We start from the raw sequence: 17,349 nt of genomic DNA, 5'->3' as shown, positions 1-17,349 counted from the left end.
GTTTTAGTATTTCGAGTTGCCTGAACAGCAGCCATTACGACTTTTGATTGTTCACACAACTTTAGTACCATTTTTATAAAGTGCATCATTCTGGCAACTCTTAAGTTTGATACAAGTAAAGAATGAGCTAAATCTCATTTTTACCGAGGTCTGACCTAAAAGTTTGCGCTACACCACACTTTTGTAGCTTAAAAAACCGCCTTTGCATATTCCTTAATGGAATAAAAAAGTGATTTTTATTATTTTTTGGTTGTAAGCATTAGGAGTAGTCTGTTGACATTAAACTGTTATAAGGCCATCTAATGTTGTTAAAAGAACTTTCTTCATTCGCTTCGCCATTGTCTCAAGGACAAGTCGACAAGCTAAAACAGCTCACTTCAGAGTTATCTGCAACACAATTAGCTTGGGTTAGTGGCTATTTGGCGGCAACCTCAAATCAAGGTCAAATTGCCTCAGCGCCAGAAACTGCAGCAGCGCAAACAGTGACGATTTTATTTGGCAGCCAAACAGGTAACGGTAAAGCGATTGCTAAATCACTTGCGGCGCAAGCAACGGCAAAAGGATTCGCTGTCAATTTAGCCTCAATGGCCGATTATAATGTTCGCCAATTGAAGCAAGAAACAATCCTAATCGCTGTCGTCAGTACCCATGGTGAAGGTGAAGCGCCTGATGATGCCATTGAGTTACATAAGTTTCTAGCATCAAAAAGAGCGCCTAAGCTCGACGCACTTAACTTCTCTGTATTAGCGCTTGGCGATACGAGCTATGAGTTCTTCTGTCAAACCGGAAAAGATTTCAGTGAACGTTTAACGGCGTTAGGTGCAAAACAATTACTACCTATCGTTGAGTGTGACGTTGACTACGAAGAGGCGGCTGAAAGCTGGCAAGAGCAAGTACTAGAAGCCGTTGAGCCTTTAGTGCAAGCAAGTGGCGCGAGCGTAGTGTCAATCGACACTGCTAAAGCAACTACAGAAAGCGAGTTCACTAAACAGCAACCTTACGAAGCTGAAATATTACTTAGCCAAAAATTAACTGGTCGTGATTCTGATCGTGATGTTCGTCATGTAGAGATTGATTTAGGCGAATCAGGCATTAGCTATGAAGTAGGTGATGCATTAGGTATTTGGTTTACGAATAGCTCAGGCTTAGTCAATGAGGTGATTGCTGCTTTATCTTTGGATGCGAACACAGAGGTTAAGGTTGGCAAGCATACATTCTCTCTTGAGCAGGCCTTGCTTGAAAAGAAAGAACTGACACAGCTTTATCCGGGCTTAGTCACAGCTTGGGCTGAACTTGCTGCTAACGATGAGTTAACTGCAATCGCTGCAGATAAAGAGCAAACTCGTCAGTTTGTACTGGGTCATCAATTAGCTGACTTAATTAGTTTATATCCGGTCACTATTGATGCCGCTAAATTAGTTGAGCTGTTAAGACCGCTGACTCCACGTTTATATTCTATCGCTTCAAGCCAAGATGAAGTTGAGAATGAAGTGCACTTAACCGTTGCATTAGTTGAAGATGAGCGAGCTGGCCAAGCAAGATTTGGCGGTGCTTCACATTTCTTAGCATCTGCAGAAGAAGGTCAATTAGTAAAGGTGTATGTTGAGCCTAATAAGCATTTCCGTTTACCTGAAAATAATGACACGCCAGTTATTATGGTTGGTCCTGGTACAGGCGTTGCGCCATTTAGAGCATTCATGCAGCAACGTGCAGTAGATGGGGTTAATAGTGACAGCTGGTTATTCTTCGGTAACCCTCATTTTGAACAAGACTTCCTATATCAAGTCGAATGGCAGCAATACCTAAAATCTGGCGATTTATCTCGTTTAGATGTCGCTTTCTCACGGGATCAAGAACATAAAGTTTATGTGCAGCATCGTATCGCCGAGCAAGGCGAGTCTATTTGGCAGTGGCTACAAAATGGCGCGCATTTTTACATTTGTGGTGATGCAGAGCGGATGGCGAAAGATGTCCATCAAGCACTGATTAATGTTGCTGTTGAGTTTGGCGGATTAGATGAAGCTGGTGCTGAAAGCTATTTAGAAGACTTACGCAGTGCTAAACGTTACCAAAAAGACGTTTACTAAATACAGATTATCGCAGTCTTCAACAAGACAATAAGAATAAAGCAGCGTTGGTGAATAGAGTCGCTAGCGCAGCAAGTATTAAAGAGGCCACATGATGAGTGAGCAAAAGTTAGCAGTAAATGAATATCTAAAAACCGACAGTGATTATCTACGCGGTTCGATCAAAGAAGGCTTAGACACTCAAGTCACGGGATCGTTTAGTGATGGCGATCAGCAATTGATCAAGTTTCATGGTTTTTATCAGCAAGACGATCGTGATTTACGTAACGAGCGTAAAGAGCAAAAGCTAGAGCCATTGTATAGCTTCATGCTTCGTGCTCGTGTTCCTGGTGGTATTTGTTCGCCTGAGCAATGGCTTGATGTCGATAAGATTTCATCAACATTAACGACTTCTAACAGTATTCGTTTAACGACTCGTCAAACGTTTCAATATCACGGTATTCCAAAACGTAACCTGAAAACCTTGATCCAAGGGTTAGATAGAGCGGCACTAGATTCCATTGCTGCTTGTGGTGATGTAAACCGAAACGTGATGTGTAACCCAAACCCAATTGAGTCTACATTGCACCAACAGGCTTATGCAGTAGCAAAAGAGTTGTCAGATCATTTACTGCCACATACCCGCGCCTATGCTGAAATTTGGTTGGATGAAGAAAAGCTATTAGACACCGAAACCAATGAGCCTGTTTATGGCAAAACCTACTTGCCTCGTAAGTTTAAAATGGCAGTTGCAGTACCGCCAGATAATGATGTTGATGTCTATACCAATGACCTTGGTTTTGTCGCCATTGAAGAAGCTGGAGAATTAGTCGGCTTTAACTTGGTTGCTGGTGGCGGAATGGGGTCAACTCACGGTGAAGTTGAGACTTTCCCGCGTTTAGCTGATGACTTTGGCTTTATTAAAACCGCAGATGTGATTAAGTTTGCAGAAGCTGTAATGACTGTTCAGCGTGATTGGGGCAACCGTGTTAACCGTAAGCGTTCACGTTTAAAGTACACCATTGTTGATCATGGCGTCGCAGAATTTAAAGCAGAAGTTGAAAAACGTGCAGGAGTGAATTTTGAGCCGAAGCGTGATGCGGTTATTGGCGATCGCGGTGATAGATATGGTTGGGTAAAAGGTGTCGATAATAAATGGCATCTCACGTTATTTATCGAAAGTGGCCGTATTAAAGATGAGCAAGGTCAAACACTGCAAACTGGTCTTCGTGAAATCGCCAAAATCCATAAAGGCGACTTCAGAATGACATCAAATCAGAACATGATTATTGCTGGTGTTGCTGAAGAAGATAAAGCTGCTATTGAAGATCTTGCTCGCCAACATGGATTTTTTGGCAAGTTAATTAGCCAGACTCGTGGCCATTCGATTGCTTGTGTTGCTTTGCCGACATGTCCACTTGCGATGGCTGAAGCTGAGCGTTATTTCCCTGAGTTTATTGATCATATTGATGCGCTGCAAACTAAGCATGGTATTAGCGAACAAGCCATCGTTGTGCGTATGACTGGCTGTCCTAATGGTTGTGCTAGACCATTTGCCGCGGAAATTGGCTTAGTGGGTAAAGCGCCAGGGCGTTATAACTTGTATTTAGGCGCAAGCTTTGAAGGTACGCGTTTAAATAAAATGTACAAAGAAAACATTCAAGAGGCGGAAATACTCGCCGAGCTTGATAACCTGTTTGGTTTGTATGTACAAGAGCGTGATGCTGGTGAGACCTTTGGTAACTTCACAGTACGACATGGTATTGTCAAAGCAGTGAATGATGCTGCGAAAGATTTTCATGGTTAAGGCGTTATTTTCCTGCGCTTTACCAGTGAGGGTAAGAATATGATTGAGCAAAATGAGTTATTAGCGTTGTTAACAGCGCCTAAATCTGAGCAGGCGATTGTGCTCGAGAAAGTTAATCAATTCTTGTCAGGTTTAACTGCACAAGAAAGGGTGACATGGGGATTAGCTTATTTACCCGGCGAGCATGCACTATCATCGAGTTTCGGTATTCAAGCTGCTGTTATGCTGCATTTAGTCAGTCAGGCACAAGCAGATATTCCGGTTATTTTGACTGATACAGGGTATTTATTTCCTGAGACATATCAGTTTATCGATCAATTAACTGAGCGATTAAATCTAAACCTTAAAGTGTACAAAGCGGAGCAATCTTCAGCTTGGCAAGAAGCACTTTTTGGTAAGTTATGGGAAAAAGATCTTGAGGGCTTAGAGCAATATAACCGCATCAATAAAGTTGAACCGATGCAACGAGCCTTGAATGAGTTAAATGTTGGGACTTGGTTTGCTGGTCTTCGCCGGAGTCAGGCAAGTACTCGTGAAGCTTTGCCAATTTTAGCGATTCACGGTGATCGGTTTAAGTTATTGCCAATTATTGAGTGGACTAATAAAGATGTGCATGAGTACCTCACTCTGCATGATTTGCCTTACCATCCTTTATGGGAACAAGGGTATGTCTCTGTCGGTGATATTCATTCTAGTAAACCCCTAGAGCTTGGAATGAGCGAAGAAGATACTCGTTTTAATGGCATGAAGCGTGAGTGTGGACTGCACTACGAAATCTAGGTTTATCAATAGTTAAAATATCAGCTAAGGCTGATATTTTTATATTGTACTCACTATTATTTAACTGTCATTTAGCTATCGTATTTGTGTCACTTTTTAACGTTATCATAGTGCTACTGGATATAGTGAGTCGGCTTAGTGGTTTGTCGATGTGCATAATCGAACAAATGTTTACTCTGTACTTTTACAACCTATGACTGATTTTTGATGTTGAGACATTTTTTACCAACAATTTATCCACAAAAATATGCACAAGTTAATTTTATAGTCTAAATTGAGAAGTTCCCGTAGATGGTTTTTGTCGACACTTTAGGTTTGTGATTGCAAACCCTGTACCTCCAAAAGCCTTGCTCGTTAACACGAGCTTCCTAAGATTGGCTTGCTAGCGTAAGTACAATCTATTTAGGTTTCTCGGTTAGTTACTTTATGGTGACTAACCGAGAAATCGCTCCCTTAATTCATTTCTTGCCCTTAACCTTAACTTCCGCTGACCATCTCTGTAAAAAACCAAGCCTATTTACCGTTTTTATATGATCCAAAAATAAAAAAATGCTAAGTTATTGCGAAACTTATTAAAAATTGAACCCTGCTCGGTAGGCTGTTCGATGACAATATCAATACTTAATCCAATAACTCTCAAGGAAGAGTGACTTGTTTTAATTTACATGTGATTTATGGAGCAAAAAATAATGAAAAAACTCGCAATTGCAGCAGCGGTTATCGCTGTTGGTGCTGGCGCGTATGTGCTGTCTGGTAAAGATGGCGGTACATCATCTAACAACGAACTTCTTGAGTATATACCTGCTGATACATTATTGTTTTCAGGGCAATTAACCCCATTTCCGCTAGAAGATTACTTGTACTCCATGCCAATGGGCGTGAACAGTAAACTATCTTTAGAACAAATTGAGCAAGCGGGCCCATTCGGTTCAGAACAAGAGCGCTTTTTTGTTAGCTTATATAAAAGCTATTTAATGAGCTTTGAAAACCCTGGCGTATTTTTAAAGACATTTGGCTTACCATCACACATTGAATCATACACTTATACTCTAGGTGCTTTACCTGTGTTCAAGGTTCAAATTGAAGATGAAAATGCAATTTGGTCCTTATTGGATAAAGCATCTGATGAAAGTGGCTTAGTACACAAAGCTGAGTCGATAAAAGGCCAAGATTACCGAGCTTATTCATTGATTGATGAAGATGAATCTATCGATATGGTATTTTCGCAAAAAGAGGGCTGGTTAACCGTCACCTTAAATACTTCATTTAATAAGCCTGAACTGCTTGAAACAGCACTTGGCTTAACCAAGGTTGAAAACCCAATTAGCGATTCAGGCATGCTTGAAGAGATAGCATCAACTCATGGCTTCTTGAAAGACAGTATTAGTTTTATCAATCACGTTGAATTGGTCAATGGCCTAACGTCTAGTGATGGTAATATGCTCGCTAAACAACTGACTAAACTGGTTCAAATGGAAGGCTCTGGTGAGGATCCTTTCGCTGAATTCAAAACGTCAGAATGTAAGGCTGAATTTAATTCTATCGCGGCTAATTGGCCACGTTCTGTGATGGGGCTTAAATCGTTTTCAGTTGACAGAAAAGAAACTAATTTTGATGCTGAAATCGTGATTGAATCAAATAACCAAGTTATTTTAGGTGCATTGACTAAAATGCGCGGTTTTATTCCAAGTTTTAGCCAAAACATCAATGACAATGTTGCTTCTTTAGCTTTTGGTATGGATGTGACGCAACTGGCACCGGCTTTATCTGAAATTTGGAAAGACTTACAAACACCGAGTTATCAATGTGAAGCATTAGCCCAAATGCAATACGGGGTAAGTGAACAAAACCCTGCTATGCTGGGGATGATGACAGGCATGGCTAACGGCGTTAAAGGGATCAGCGCAACGATTGTTGATTTCTCATTAACTGACGAAAACGGTGAGCCAGGCTTTAAGCATTTAGATGCGCTTATTAGCTTATCTGCAGACGACCCTGAAATGCTGCTAAATATGGTACGTCCTTTTGTACCGCAATTGGCTAATATTCAGTTAGAGAAAAATGGCGATGCAATTGATGTGAGCCCTTATTTAATGTTACCACCAGAAATGGGCGTGACTGCTCAAATGGCGATGAAAGATAATCACTTGGTTATCTTTAGTGGTGACAAAGGTGAAGCATTAGCAGATAAACTAGCTACAGAGAAGTTAGAGGCGAATGGCTTAAATAGTGTCGCTTTAGACTACCAAAAGCTACTTACGCCAGTGTTTTCTTTGATAGAAGAAAGTGGTGAGCCGATACCTGAAGAGCTAGCAATGCTTAAAGATTACGATATGCGTATGCAATTTGGTCTTGATGTCACAGCTAAAGGTATTTCTATCTCGACCAAAGCCAACAGCAAAGCTAAATAGGTTATTAATCTCGAAGATCAAAAAAGGTGAACCTAGTGGTTCACCTTTTTTATTGCAGTTGCTTAAGTTATTGTAGACTAATGTTAGTGCTGAACTGCTATCACTGAGCAATCATTTATCACAGAGCTATCATTTATCACAGAGCTATCATTTATCACAGAGCAATCATAGCAGAGCTTTCATCACAGAATTGTCGTGCTCAACCTATCCAAATCCTACCAAAGTTTCTAGCGCTAGCTAAACATTATAAAATGTCGTTTATTGAAACCCCAATACCGATACGTTGGTTGTGATGGTTATAATCAATCATGCTTTCGCCATAGCCATTAAAGTATTGCGTATATAAGCGCAAGTTACCTAATATTGGATAACTCCAAGTAAATTCTATTGAGCCTTTATTTGGACTTTCGAGATTATTGCGTCCCATCATTGTAAAGCGGTGCTCGCCTAAACCGTATACAGCCTTCAGTTCAAAGTTGCCCATATAGTCTTCAATGTCTGGATTATCATCACCATCAGGCGATGTCGGTGTTTCTTTTTCATCTTCAGGTATCCGATACCAAGCTTTAAAAGCTAATGCGAACGGTCCTCGATCGAATACCATCTCACCATAAATTCGATTCCAGCTGCGGGATAAACTGCCAGACTTACCATTAGATTGATGAACAGCACCAAAGCCCCAGAACGAGTTTCGCAGCCCTGCTATTTCCCAATCATTATTAAACAGCATAAATATTTCGGGTTCGTGGTTAGTTTCTCTAAAAGGAGAAGAGATGTCTTTATTGTATACCTGCCAATAGGATTGATTGGTATAGGCAAAGAAAAGGTGGCCATTATCACCAAACACATTGTACCAAAGGGGGAACTTGAAGCTAATTTGAAATTTTGCTTCAGCATTATCTACCTGTTCATCACTCCCTTCATTTCCCGTTTTAAAATCGATGTATGGCTCTGAATTCGGATTGTCATTGTAGGTATAAGGCAGAATATAGTTCACCTTATGGGGCGTAATGACGAAACTTTTATCTGAAGTTTCTACTTCACTTTGGATTCTTTCATCAACTAAAGAATCCTCACTGCTTGCATTGAAACTTGCGAAAGCAAATAAGTAAAAGATGAATGGCAGGCAGAGTGACTTGGACATTTAACCCTCTTTAATCTCTATATTTTTTGACAGGTTATCATTGCGATAACAAAGGTGAAACAAAATCTGCGATTAAAATGTATTTAGATGCAGATGTAATACTAGGTCTATATGAAGGTGAGTTTATGTTGTTGAGATAAACATAAAGCAAGTGATAACGCGACTCTATATAACCAAAAAGAATAAAAGCTAAGTTTTATCTATTATATATGGAATATGTAAACCGTTATATTTAGCCTTAATTGAATAAAGTGGGGTTAAAGGTAATGGCGTTAGTTTCAATACCAGGTCAGCAGGCTAAAGGAAAAGTATGGTTAGTTGGCGCAGGCCCTGGCGATGTTGAATTACTGACTTTAAAAGCCTATCGAGTGCTTAAGAACGCTGATGCAGTCTTGTATGACGCACTGGTCAGCCAAGACATTCTTGATCTCATTCCACAACATGCAGAGAAGATTGCTGTTGGCAAGCGTGCAGGTAAGCACAGTGCAGCACAAGATGAAATCAATCAACTACTCGTGACTAAAGCCTATACCCGTAAAAATGTAGTGCGCTTAAAAGGTGGCGATCCATTTATTTTTGGCCGTGGCGGTGAAGAGTTACAAACATTGGTTGAAAGCGATGTTAAATTCGAGGTTGTACCTGGTATCACTGCAGCAAGTGGCACTTCAGCTTATGCAGGGATCCCATTAACCCATCGAGATTACGCTCAAGGGGTTTCTTTTATTACAGGGCATTGCCAAATTGAAAGTCGTCCTATGGACTGGCAAGGTTACGCTAACTCGAATAATACGTTAGTGGTTTATATGGGTATTTTAAATGCCAATATCATTAGTGAAGGTTTAATCAGTCATGGGCGCTGCCCTGATACGCCAGTGGCGATAGTGTCAAAGGCAACGACATCATCGCAGCAGCGTTTTATTGGCAAGTTAAGTGAGTTGTCTCAACTCGCTGCAGATCCAGCGTTAAAAATGCCAGCTTTGATGATCATTGGCGAAGTGGTTCAACTTGCAGATTCATTAAACTGGTTTAACCCAGTTGAAAAAGCGCCATCGCAAATACATTCTGAAATTACCGCTTTAGGGTTGTAATTTATATATTTTTAATAAAATTTAACTGTTGAGTCATCATCAGTGAATTGAGAATAATCAAAACATTAATCGATCTATTGATTTTAGCGATAAGTAATCTATCTGGGACTAAATCCATATTGATGATTACAATTGCGGTTAAAAGGCTGAATGACTATTTCAGTCTTTTTTTTACTTATTTTTTGCGAATAGGGATTATTTTTAACAACAACTGGTAAACTTAACCCGTAAATAACATCCTCATTTGTTTTTTCATGTAATTGTCATTCTGATTCTGTTGAGTTTACTGTGATCTCAGTCTATGTTATTTGATAGTATCTTGTGCTAGGTAAGCGTTATTTGCTTAATTATCCCTCTTTTTACGACGTGTTAAACTTTCGAAAATGAAATTTAATATCGGATGTAGTTCAAAATTACAAGCGTGAAGCAATTTTTGCCGTACATTTATTTCACATTTGTTTTAAAGGTGTGACTTCAATAGCGGATTTAGCTCACAGAATTATTTATTATGTGCTATCTGAATTTTAAAGGTTACAAGTAATGGCTGGATCCTCAAATCAGGTTATAACTATTAAACGAGGCCTCGATGTGCCTATTGCGGGGCAACCGCAACAAAGCATTGAATCTGCTAAACAAACCTCTCGTGTTGCTATTCTTGGCGAAGAATATGTTGGGCTTAAACCGACAATGCTTGTTGAAGAAGGTGAGATGGTCAAAAAGGGTCAAGCTCTTTTTGAAGACAAGAAAACACCTGGCGTGCTATTTACAGCACCAGCAAGCGGTGAAGTAATAGCAATAAATCGCGGTGAGAAACGCGTGTTATTGTCAGTTGTTATTCGTTGTGAAGGTGATGAATCCCTCTCTTTTGAATCGTCAGAAGATGTGATGTCATTAACGCGCGATGCGGTAAAAGCTAATCTTGTAAAAAGCGGTTTGTGGACAGCGCTTCGTACTAGACCATTTTCTCGCATCCCTGCGATTGAAACTGTGCCTACGGCGATTTTCGTTACGGCAATGGATACCAATCCACTTGCTGCCGATCCTCGAATTATCATTGCTGAGCAGCAACAGGCCTTTAATGTCGGCATGCAGGCGTTAACCCGTTTAACCGATGGTAAACTGATGTTGTGCCATGATGAGGGTGACAGTTTACCCGGTCATGATTTACCACAAGTTGAATCGCATCAATTTGGCGGCGTACACCCAGCGGGTCTTGTTGGTACGCATATTCATTTATTACATCCAGTTAATATCGAAAAAGTGGTTTGGCATATTGGCTATCAAGATGTGATTGCGTTTGGAAAGCTATTTCAAACTGGTGAATTATTTAATCAAAGAGTGATTTCTTTAGCTGGCCCTAATGTGCTTAAACCACGCTTGGTTCGCACGCAAATGGGGAGCGACTTAAGTGAATTGGTTGAAAGTGAACTCAAAGACATTCAATCACGGGTTGTTTCTGGTTCAGTGTTGTCTGGTCATACAGCGATAGGTGTATATAACTACCTTGGTCGTTACCATTCTCAAGTTTGTGTGCTTACTGAAAATGCACGTCATGAACTTCTGCCTTGGGTACGACGCAACAAAGAAAAGTTTTCGCTAACCGGCATTATGATGTCTGGTTTTAGCCGTACTAAAAAGTTATTCGATTTTACTACTCATGCAGGTGGTTCACCGCGGGCAATGATGGCGTTTGGTCAATTAGCCCGTGTAATGCCATTAGACATTTTACCGACCTTATTGGTAAGAGACTTAGTGGTTCGAGATACCGATGAAGCGCAGTTACTGGGCGCACTAGAGCTAGATGAAGAAGATTTAGCTTTATGTACCTTTGTTTGCCCAGGTAAATATGATTTTGGTAAAGAATTACGTGCTTGCCTAGATATCATCGAGAGGGAAGGTTAATGAGTCAGCAACAGAACAAACCGGGTAAGCAAGAGCGTTATTACGCTCACGGTCACTCGATGAAAAGCTACTTGCGCTCTTTATGGATCGCACGTGGCCGCAGTACTAAAGGTAAAGTGCATGTTCGTGATGCCATTGATGTTAAGCGTACCATGCACATTGTTGGCATGTGTTTATTGCCAGTATTGTTTTTCGGAATGTATAACCTAGGTTTACAAGCGCAAGTTGCTATAGCTGCTGGTGCAACTCAGCCTGAAAGTTGGCAGTTAGCCATTTTTAGCACCTTATTCGGTCAGTTAACTGACCAATCAGGTTTAGTCAGCTTATTTGCCTATGGCGCAAGTTATTATGTGCCGATCTATCTCGCCACATTGATTGTGTGTTTATTTTGGGAAGTGATTTTTGCCAAGATGAGAAAGCAAGAGTTGCATGAAGGCTTTTTTATCACCGCATTACTGTTCTCAATCATAGTGCCAGTTTCAACCCCGTTATGGATTATTGCTGTTGGCGTGAGCTTTGGTGTCATAGTAGCCAAAGAGATGTTTGGCGGCATGGGTTATAACTTCTTAAACCCTGCGCTTGCAGGTTACGCCTTTATTTATTTTGCTTATCCAACTGAAGTGGCGGCAATTAGTCAGTTTGTTGCAGTGGATGGTTTCGCGGGTGCGACCACCTTGACTGAAGCTGCTGCCAGTCGCGCAAATCTCTATGCAGATGTGAGTTGGCTTGGCGCATTATCTGACCCTAAATGGATGGATGCCTTTTTAGGCTTCACTCCAGGTTCAATTGGTGAAACCAGTACCTTGGCTATCCTAATTGGTGGCGGCGTATTGTTATTAACTCGAGTTGCTGATTGGCGAGTGGTTGCTGGCGTATTGTTGGGCATGATTGCTACGGCTATCTTGTTTAACTTATTTGGCCCTGCCAAGAACTCAATTGCTGCAATGCCTTGGACTTGGCACCTTGTTACTGGTGGTTTTGCCTTGGGTATGATGTTCATGGCGACAGATCCTGTTACCGCTTCTTATACTCGAAATGCGAAATATGCCTATGGTGCATTGATTGGGTTTATGACGGTGTTAATTCGAGTGCTGAACGTGAAATTACCTGAGGGCATAATGTTGGCGATTTTATTTGCCAATTTATGGGCTCCGCTATTCGATTATCTGGTGGCTCGCGCCAACATTAAACGGAGACTAAAACGTCATGGCCTTTAAGAAAGATACTGTCGCAGGCACGATGATATTTATCATCAGCCTGAGTTTAGTTTGTTCGTTTATGATCACCGGTACCGTTGAAATTCTTAAAGAACGTAAACTGGTTAAAAAGCGTGATGAGGTGCAGCAGTTTGTACTTCGCGCCGCTAATGTTGATATTAGCGCTGGTGACTTCCGAGAATTATTTACTGAGCGTGTGACGCCGAAAATGGTGAACCTAGAATCAGGAGAGTTTGTTGCCCAAGAGAACTTACTGGATCTCGATGAGCGCATGGCGGCCATTAATCCAGAAACCTCATCAAAACCTAAAAAAGATACCGCGAAGATTAAAACTCGTGCTAATGACATCCGTATTTTCGAAGTACGTGATGAGAGTGGTCAGCTTACCAGTGTGGTCATGCCGATTTACGGTAAAGGTTTATGGTCAATGATATATGGTTACTTGGCGGTAAAACCTGATCTAAATACGGTAGAAAATATCATTTTCTATGAGCACGGTGAAACGCCTGGTATTGCTGATTTCGTCACGGATTCTGAATGGACTGACTTATGGAAAGGTAAGCAGTTATTTGATGAAAAAGGCAATATTGCGATTAAAGTTGTTAAAGGCGGCGCCAAAGAGGGCGATGTTCACGGTGTAGATGGCGTGAGTGGCGCAACTAGAACAGGTGTTGGTATTCAACGCGCAGTTGAATTCTGGTTTGGTGTTGAAGGTTATCAACCTTTTCTTAAGCAATTTGCTGTTACGGAGGCTAAATAATGAGTAGTGCAGTTTCTACAAAGCAGATCTTAACCTCGCCTATTTTTGCTAATAACCCAGTCGCGATGCAAGTGCTTGGTGTGTGTTCTGCACTAGCTGTTAGTAACTCAATGCAAACGGCATTAGTGATGACATTGGCGGTGACGTTTGTATTGGTCATGTCGAATTTAATCATTTCGACGATTCGTAACTTCATCCCTAACAGTGTGCGAATTATTGCGCAAATGACCGTGATTGCTTCACTGGTTATTATCGTTGATATGGTGTTACAAGACGTGGCTTACGAACTTTCAAAGCAGTTATCTGTGTTTGTGAGTTTGATTATCACCAACTGTATCATCATGGGGCGAGCAGAAGCTTTCGCGATGAAATATCCTCCGCATCTGGCATTAGTTGATGCGTTAGGAAATGCCATGGGTTACGGCGTGATATTGCTTGGTGTGGCATTTGTGCGTGAGCTATTAGGTCGCGGTACTTTGTTTGGCCATGAAATATTTACCACTATTGAAAACGGTGGTTGGTATCTTGCAAACGAAATGTTCACCTTACCGCCAAGTGCGTTCTTCTTGATCGGCGTGATGATTTGGGCGATCAATGTTGTGCAGCGTAAGAGAGGATAATGGCGATGGAACATTATATTAATTTATTTATTCAAGCTGCGTTTATCGACAATATGGCGCTGTCATTCTTCTTAGGTATGTGTACGTTCCTTGCGGTATCTAAAAAGGTATCAACGTCTTTTGGTTTAGGTATTGCCGTTATCGTAGTGATGATGCTCGCTGTGCCTTTGAATCAAGTTATCTATGTAAATGTACTCGCACCTGGCGCGCTGGCTTGGGCTGGATTTCCAGAATTAAATCTAAGCTACTTGCAGCTTATTACCTTTATTGGGGTGATTGCTGCCTTGGTGCAAATTTTGGAAATGTTTCTTGAACGTTATATTCCAACTCTGTACCAGTCCTTAGGTATTTTCTTGCCACTATTAACCGTTAACTGTGCGATTTTTGCAGGGGTTATTTTTATGGCAAACCGTGACTACAACTTAGTTGAGTCGATGGTCTTTGCAGGTGGTAGTGCTGTGGGTTGGGCAATGGCGATTATTCTGTTAGCAGGTCTTCGTGAGCGGATGAAGTTTCATGCTATTCCGCTGGGCTTACAGGGGATCGGTATAACCTTTATAACGACTGGTTTAATGGCGCTGGGTTTCATGTCTTTCGCTGGTATTACCTTATAGTGTGGTGCTTAAAAATGACAATGCAATCGAATATGAATTCTCTGAGTGATGACAAATTGTTGAGAAGGTACATTTAATGGAAATGGCAATTGGCATAGGCATGTTTACCATAGTGGTAAGCTTGCTGGTAATGGTAATTTTATTCGCCAAAAGTAAATTGGTGAATACCGGTGATGTCACCATTGGAATTAATGGTGAAGCGGATAAAAGTGTGCGTACGCCTGCAGGGGATAAACTGCTTGGTGCACTTGCAGGTAACAGTATTTTCATTCCATCAGCCTGTGGTGGTGGTGGAACCTGTGGTCAGTGTCGTGTGACAGTTAAATCTGGTGGCGGCGATATTTTAGCTACTGAGCTTGACCACATTACCAAAAAAGAAGCAAAAGAAGGTTGTCGTTTAGCTTGTCAGGTTGCCGTTAGAACGGATATGGAACTTGAAGTTGACGAAGAAATCTTTGGGGTTAAAAAGTGGCAATGTGAGGTTATTTCAAATAATAACCAAGCGACATTTATTAAAGAGCTGTTGCTTAAAGTGCCTGAAGGTGAAGAGGTTCATTTTAAAGCGGGTGGCTATATCCAAATTGAAGCACCTGCACATGAAGTGAAATACGCTGATTTTGATATTCCTGAACAGTATCGCGATGACTGGGAACGGTTTGAATTATTTAATCTAGTTTCTACGGTTAGTGAAGATGTCTTACGTGCTTACTCAATGGCAAATTACCCTGATGAAAAAGGGACAATTATGCTCAACGTGCGTATTGCAACACCACCAACCAACGATTTACCGCCAGGGCAAATGTCATCGTATATTTTTAACTTGAAATCGGGCGACAAAGTGACGATTTCAGGCCCCTTCGGTGAGTTCTTTGTTAAAGAAACTGAAGCTGAAATGGTATTCATTGGCGGTGGTGCTGGTATGGCGCCAATGCGTTCACATATCTTCGACCAACTTAAAAGTAAGCAAACCAAACGTAAAATGTCATTTTGGTATGGTGCTCGCTCTGCTAGAGAGATTTTTTACCAAGAAGATTTTGACATGCTTGCTGCAGAAAATGACAACTTTGTCTGGCATGTAGCGTTATCAGATCCCTTACCTGAAGATAACTGGCAAGGCTATACTGGTTTTATTCATACTGTATTGCTTGAAAATTATCTTAAAGATCATAAAGCGCCAGAAGATTGTGAGTTTTACATGTGTGGCCCTCCAATCATGAACTCCTCAGTGATCAGCATGCTTGAAAGTTTAGGTGTTGAAGAGGAAAACATCTTACTTGATGATTTTGGTGACTAGCCTGAAATAGACAAGTTTTGATTGAATCAATATTATTAAAGCTGAAACTGAGGTTTCGGCTTTTTTTATGCTTGTTTATTTCGAGTAAACGATTAGGCTATAAAATTCATATCGCCACTCTTCCTTCCTATCGCTGCCATTTTCTGGATAATAATTAATGTAGTGTTGTAATGCTACGCCATTGCAAAATTGTTGCGTTAAAGTTTTTAATAAATTGTTGCGTAATTGTTTATTAACGGGCTTGTAAGCCTTTATCTCTCTATACCTATTGCTTGTTACAAGAAGCATCTGATACTGTCAAATGAGTAGCATGAATCATTAATAAGACTTCAGCTGCGCAATATAATAACGACCAATAATTAAATGGGACTCATGTTTTGAATTTAAAAATGCTTGGCTCAATAGCCATTGTGGCTGGAACTGCGATTGGTGGGGGCATGCTCGCTTTGCCCCTTGCGACAGCAGCATTAGGTATTATGCCAGCAATTTTGTTGCTGGTAGTGATTTGGGGATTATCAGCTTACACCTCATTACTGATGTTAGAGATTAATTTACGTGCAGGTGTTGGTGACAACGTGCATGGCATTACGGGTAAAACATTAGGTAAAGTAGGCCAACTGATCCAAGGTGCATCCTTCCTAAGTTTATTATTTGCACTGACGATGGTGTATTTAATGGGCGGTTCTTCATTACTTGAATCCCGCTTAGAGCCGTTACTAGGCGTAGACTTAAATAATCAAATTTCAGTATTACTATTTACGCTGTTTTTTGGCGGTATTATCGCCGTGGGCGTCAAGTGGATTGATAAAGTCTCGCGAGTCCTTTTTACTGCTATGGTGGTGTTATTAGTATTAGTGGTAGCTTTCTTATTACCTGAAGTTAATATTGTTGCCTCGTTAACTAACTTCTCAGCTAATGTTGCTGAAGGCGATAAGTTGGATCAATTATGGCTGGCAGCAATTCCAGTAGTGTTTACATCATTTGGTTTCCACGTGTGTATTGCTACCATCGTTAGATACCTTGATGGTGACGCAGTGTCACTGAGAAAGATCCTATTAATAGGTTCGACTATTCCGCTATTTTGCTACATCTTATGGTTACTCGTTACCCTTGGTACATTGGGCGGCGAAACCGTTCATGGCTTTGCAGGTTCATTGCCTGAGTTAGTCAGTGCGCTGCAGGCTGTGGCTCAGTCAGCTATCGTGAGCCAGTTTATTGATTTATTCGCAAATCTTGCACTGATCACTTCTTTCTTAGGTGTGACCATGAGTTTATTTGACTATGTTGCAGAATTAACCCGTGCAAGAGATGATGCTGCTGGTCGTGCTAAAACCTGGTTGATTACCTTTGTACCACCATTACTTTGTGCACTGTATTACCCTGATGGCTTTTTCCAAGTACTGGGATTTGCAGCAATACCGTTAGTCGTTATGATTATTTTCTTGCCAATTGCGATGGCGCTAAAACAACGTAAAGCGCAAATGGGCGGTTATGAAGTGAGTGGTGGTAACTTTGCTATGGGTGTTGCTGGTATCTTGGGTGCGCTGATTGTTTTAGCTCAGCTAATGGTGGCATTAGGCTAATTTTTCAAAAGTTACTTCAAAAGTTACTTCAAAAGCGACTTTAAAAAGTGGATATTGTTGAAA

Annotated in this window: 13 protein-coding genes; 12 read left to right on the top strand and 1 reads right to left on the bottom strand. The window is 40.9% G+C overall.

From position 1 onward, the window contains the following. The first annotated feature begins 302 nt into the window (after positions 1–302). The 4 genes from LMH66_RS16770 (at position 303) to LMH66_RS16755 (ending at position 7,064) form a co-directional block, all read left to right on the top strand. Complete coding sequence (locus LMH66_RS16770; RefSeq protein WP_229371422.1) at positions 303–2,087, top strand: assimilatory sulfite reductase (NADPH) flavoprotein subunit; 1,785 nt, start codon at positions 303–305, stop codon at positions 2,085–2,087. A 94-nt stretch (positions 2,088–2,181) separates the two neighbouring features. Further along, positions 2,182–3,873 carry an assimilatory sulfite reductase (NADPH) hemoprotein subunit gene (gene cysI / locus LMH66_RS16765; RefSeq protein WP_229371479.1) on the top strand — a complete coding sequence of 564 codons (1,692 nt, stop codon included), beginning with the start codon at positions 2,182–2,184 and terminating at the stop codon, positions 3,871–3,873. Between the two features lie 39 nt (positions 3,874–3,912). Next, positions 3,913–4,653 (top strand): phosphoadenylyl-sulfate reductase, encoded by a 741-nt coding sequence (locus LMH66_RS16760; RefSeq protein ID WP_229371420.1) that lies wholly within the window; start codon positions 3,913–3,915, stop codon positions 4,651–4,653. A gap of 689 nt (positions 4,654–5,342) precedes the next feature. Then, the gene (locus LMH66_RS16755) at positions 5,343–7,064 is read left to right on the top strand and encodes a hypothetical protein (protein ID WP_229371418.1); all 1,722 of its coding nucleotides are present in this window, start codon (positions 5,343–5,345) and stop codon (positions 7,062–7,064) included. Between the two features lie 244 nt (positions 7,065–7,308). Here the strand turns inward: LMH66_RS16755 and LMH66_RS16750 are convergent, their stop codons facing one another. After that, positions 7,309–8,208, bottom strand: coding sequence for a phospholipase A (locus tag LMH66_RS16750; RefSeq protein ID WP_229371416.1), 900 nt, complete (start codon positions 8,206–8,208; stop codon positions 7,309–7,311). Between the two features lie 266 nt (positions 8,209–8,474). Here LMH66_RS16750 and cobA point away from each other — a divergent pair, with 266 nt between their 5' ends. The 8 genes from cobA to LMH66_RS16710 all read left to right on the top strand — a co-directional run bounded on the left by cobA (position 8,475) and on the right by LMH66_RS16710 (position 17,286). Continuing rightward, complete coding sequence (gene cobA / locus LMH66_RS16745; protein WP_229371414.1) at positions 8,475–9,296, top strand: uroporphyrinogen-III C-methyltransferase; 822 nt, start codon at positions 8,475–8,477, stop codon at positions 9,294–9,296. A gap of 540 nt (positions 9,297–9,836) precedes the next feature. Next, on the top strand, positions 9,837–11,198 hold the full coding sequence (locus LMH66_RS16740) for a Na(+)-translocating NADH-quinone reductase subunit A (RefSeq protein WP_229371412.1): 1,362 nt from the start codon (positions 9,837–9,839) through the stop codon (positions 11,196–11,198). Further along, positions 11,198–12,415 carry an NADH:ubiquinone reductase (Na(+)-transporting) subunit B gene (locus LMH66_RS16735; protein ID WP_229371410.1) on the top strand — a complete coding sequence of 406 codons (1,218 nt, stop codon included), beginning with the start codon at positions 11,198–11,200 and terminating at the stop codon, positions 12,413–12,415. Before LMH66_RS16740 ends, LMH66_RS16735 begins: the two co-directional genes overlap by 1 nt. Next, positions 12,405–13,175: a Na(+)-translocating NADH-quinone reductase subunit C gene (locus tag LMH66_RS16730; protein WP_229371408.1), complete on the top strand. Its 771-nt coding sequence runs from the start codon at positions 12,405–12,407 to the stop codon at positions 13,173–13,175. Before LMH66_RS16735 ends, LMH66_RS16730 begins: the two co-directional genes overlap by 11 nt. Next, positions 13,175–13,795 (top strand): NADH:ubiquinone reductase (Na(+)-transporting) subunit D, encoded by a 621-nt coding sequence (locus tag LMH66_RS16725; protein WP_102528222.1) that lies wholly within the window; start codon positions 13,175–13,177, stop codon positions 13,793–13,795. The genes LMH66_RS16730 and LMH66_RS16725 overlap by 1 nt, the downstream gene beginning before the upstream one ends. A gap of 5 nt (positions 13,796–13,800) precedes the next feature. Further along, positions 13,801–14,409: an NADH:ubiquinone reductase (Na(+)-transporting) subunit E gene (gene nqrE / locus LMH66_RS16720; RefSeq protein ID WP_055025195.1), complete on the top strand. Its 609-nt coding sequence runs from the start codon at positions 13,801–13,803 to the stop codon at positions 14,407–14,409. A 76-nt stretch (positions 14,410–14,485) separates the two neighbouring features. Then, on the top strand, positions 14,486–15,703 hold the full coding sequence (nqrF, locus tag LMH66_RS16715) for an NADH:ubiquinone reductase (Na(+)-transporting) subunit F (RefSeq protein ID WP_229371406.1): 1,218 nt from the start codon (positions 14,486–14,488) through the stop codon (positions 15,701–15,703). A 377-nt stretch (positions 15,704–16,080) separates the two neighbouring features. Then, complete coding sequence (locus LMH66_RS16710) at positions 16,081–17,286, top strand: amino acid permease (protein WP_102528224.1); 1,206 nt, start codon at positions 16,081–16,083, stop codon at positions 17,284–17,286. The last annotated feature ends 63 nt before the right edge of the window (positions 17,287–17,349 follow it).

Source organism: Shewanella sp. 10N.7 (assembly GCF_020806285.1).
Classification (GTDB): domain Bacteria; phylum Pseudomonadota; class Gammaproteobacteria; order Enterobacterales; family Shewanellaceae; genus Shewanella; species Shewanella electrodiphila.
Note: the sequence above shows the minus strand (reverse complement) of the source record. Positions and strands in the feature narration are given on the sequence as shown.

Excerpts from the sequence above, each read along its gene's own strand:
- LMH66_RS16770 (WP_229371422.1), top strand. The coding sequence starts at position 303 with ATGTTGTTAAAAGAACTTTCTTCATTCGCTTCGCCATTGTCTCAAGGA.
- cysI (WP_229371479.1), top strand. The coding sequence starts at position 2,182 with ATGAGTGAGCAAAAGTTAGCAGTAAATGAATATCTAAAAACCGACAGT.
- LMH66_RS16760 (WP_229371420.1), top strand. The coding sequence starts at position 3,913 with ATGATTGAGCAAAATGAGTTATTAGCGTTGTTAACAGCGCCTAAATCT.
- LMH66_RS16755 (WP_229371418.1), top strand. The coding sequence starts at position 5,343 with ATGAAAAAACTCGCAATTGCAGCAGCGGTTATCGCTGTTGGTGCTGGC.
- LMH66_RS16750 (WP_229371416.1), bottom strand. The coding sequence starts at position 8,208 with ATGTCCAAGTCACTCTGCCTGCCATTCATCTTTTACTTATTTGCTTTC.
- cobA (WP_229371414.1), top strand. The coding sequence starts at position 8,475 with ATGGCGTTAGTTTCAATACCAGGTCAGCAGGCTAAAGGAAAAGTATGG.
- LMH66_RS16740 (WP_229371412.1), top strand. The coding sequence starts at position 9,837 with ATGGCTGGATCCTCAAATCAGGTTATAACTATTAAACGAGGCCTCGAT.
- LMH66_RS16735 (WP_229371410.1), top strand. The coding sequence starts at position 11,198 with ATGAGTCAGCAACAGAACAAACCGGGTAAGCAAGAGCGTTATTACGCT.
- LMH66_RS16730 (WP_229371408.1), top strand. The coding sequence starts at position 12,405 with ATGGCCTTTAAGAAAGATACTGTCGCAGGCACGATGATATTTATCATC.
- LMH66_RS16725 (WP_102528222.1), top strand. The coding sequence starts at position 13,175 with ATGAGTAGTGCAGTTTCTACAAAGCAGATCTTAACCTCGCCTATTTTT.
- nqrE (WP_055025195.1), top strand. The coding sequence starts at position 13,801 with ATGGAACATTATATTAATTTATTTATTCAAGCTGCGTTTATCGACAAT.
- nqrF (WP_229371406.1), top strand. The coding sequence starts at position 14,486 with ATGGAAATGGCAATTGGCATAGGCATGTTTACCATAGTGGTAAGCTTG.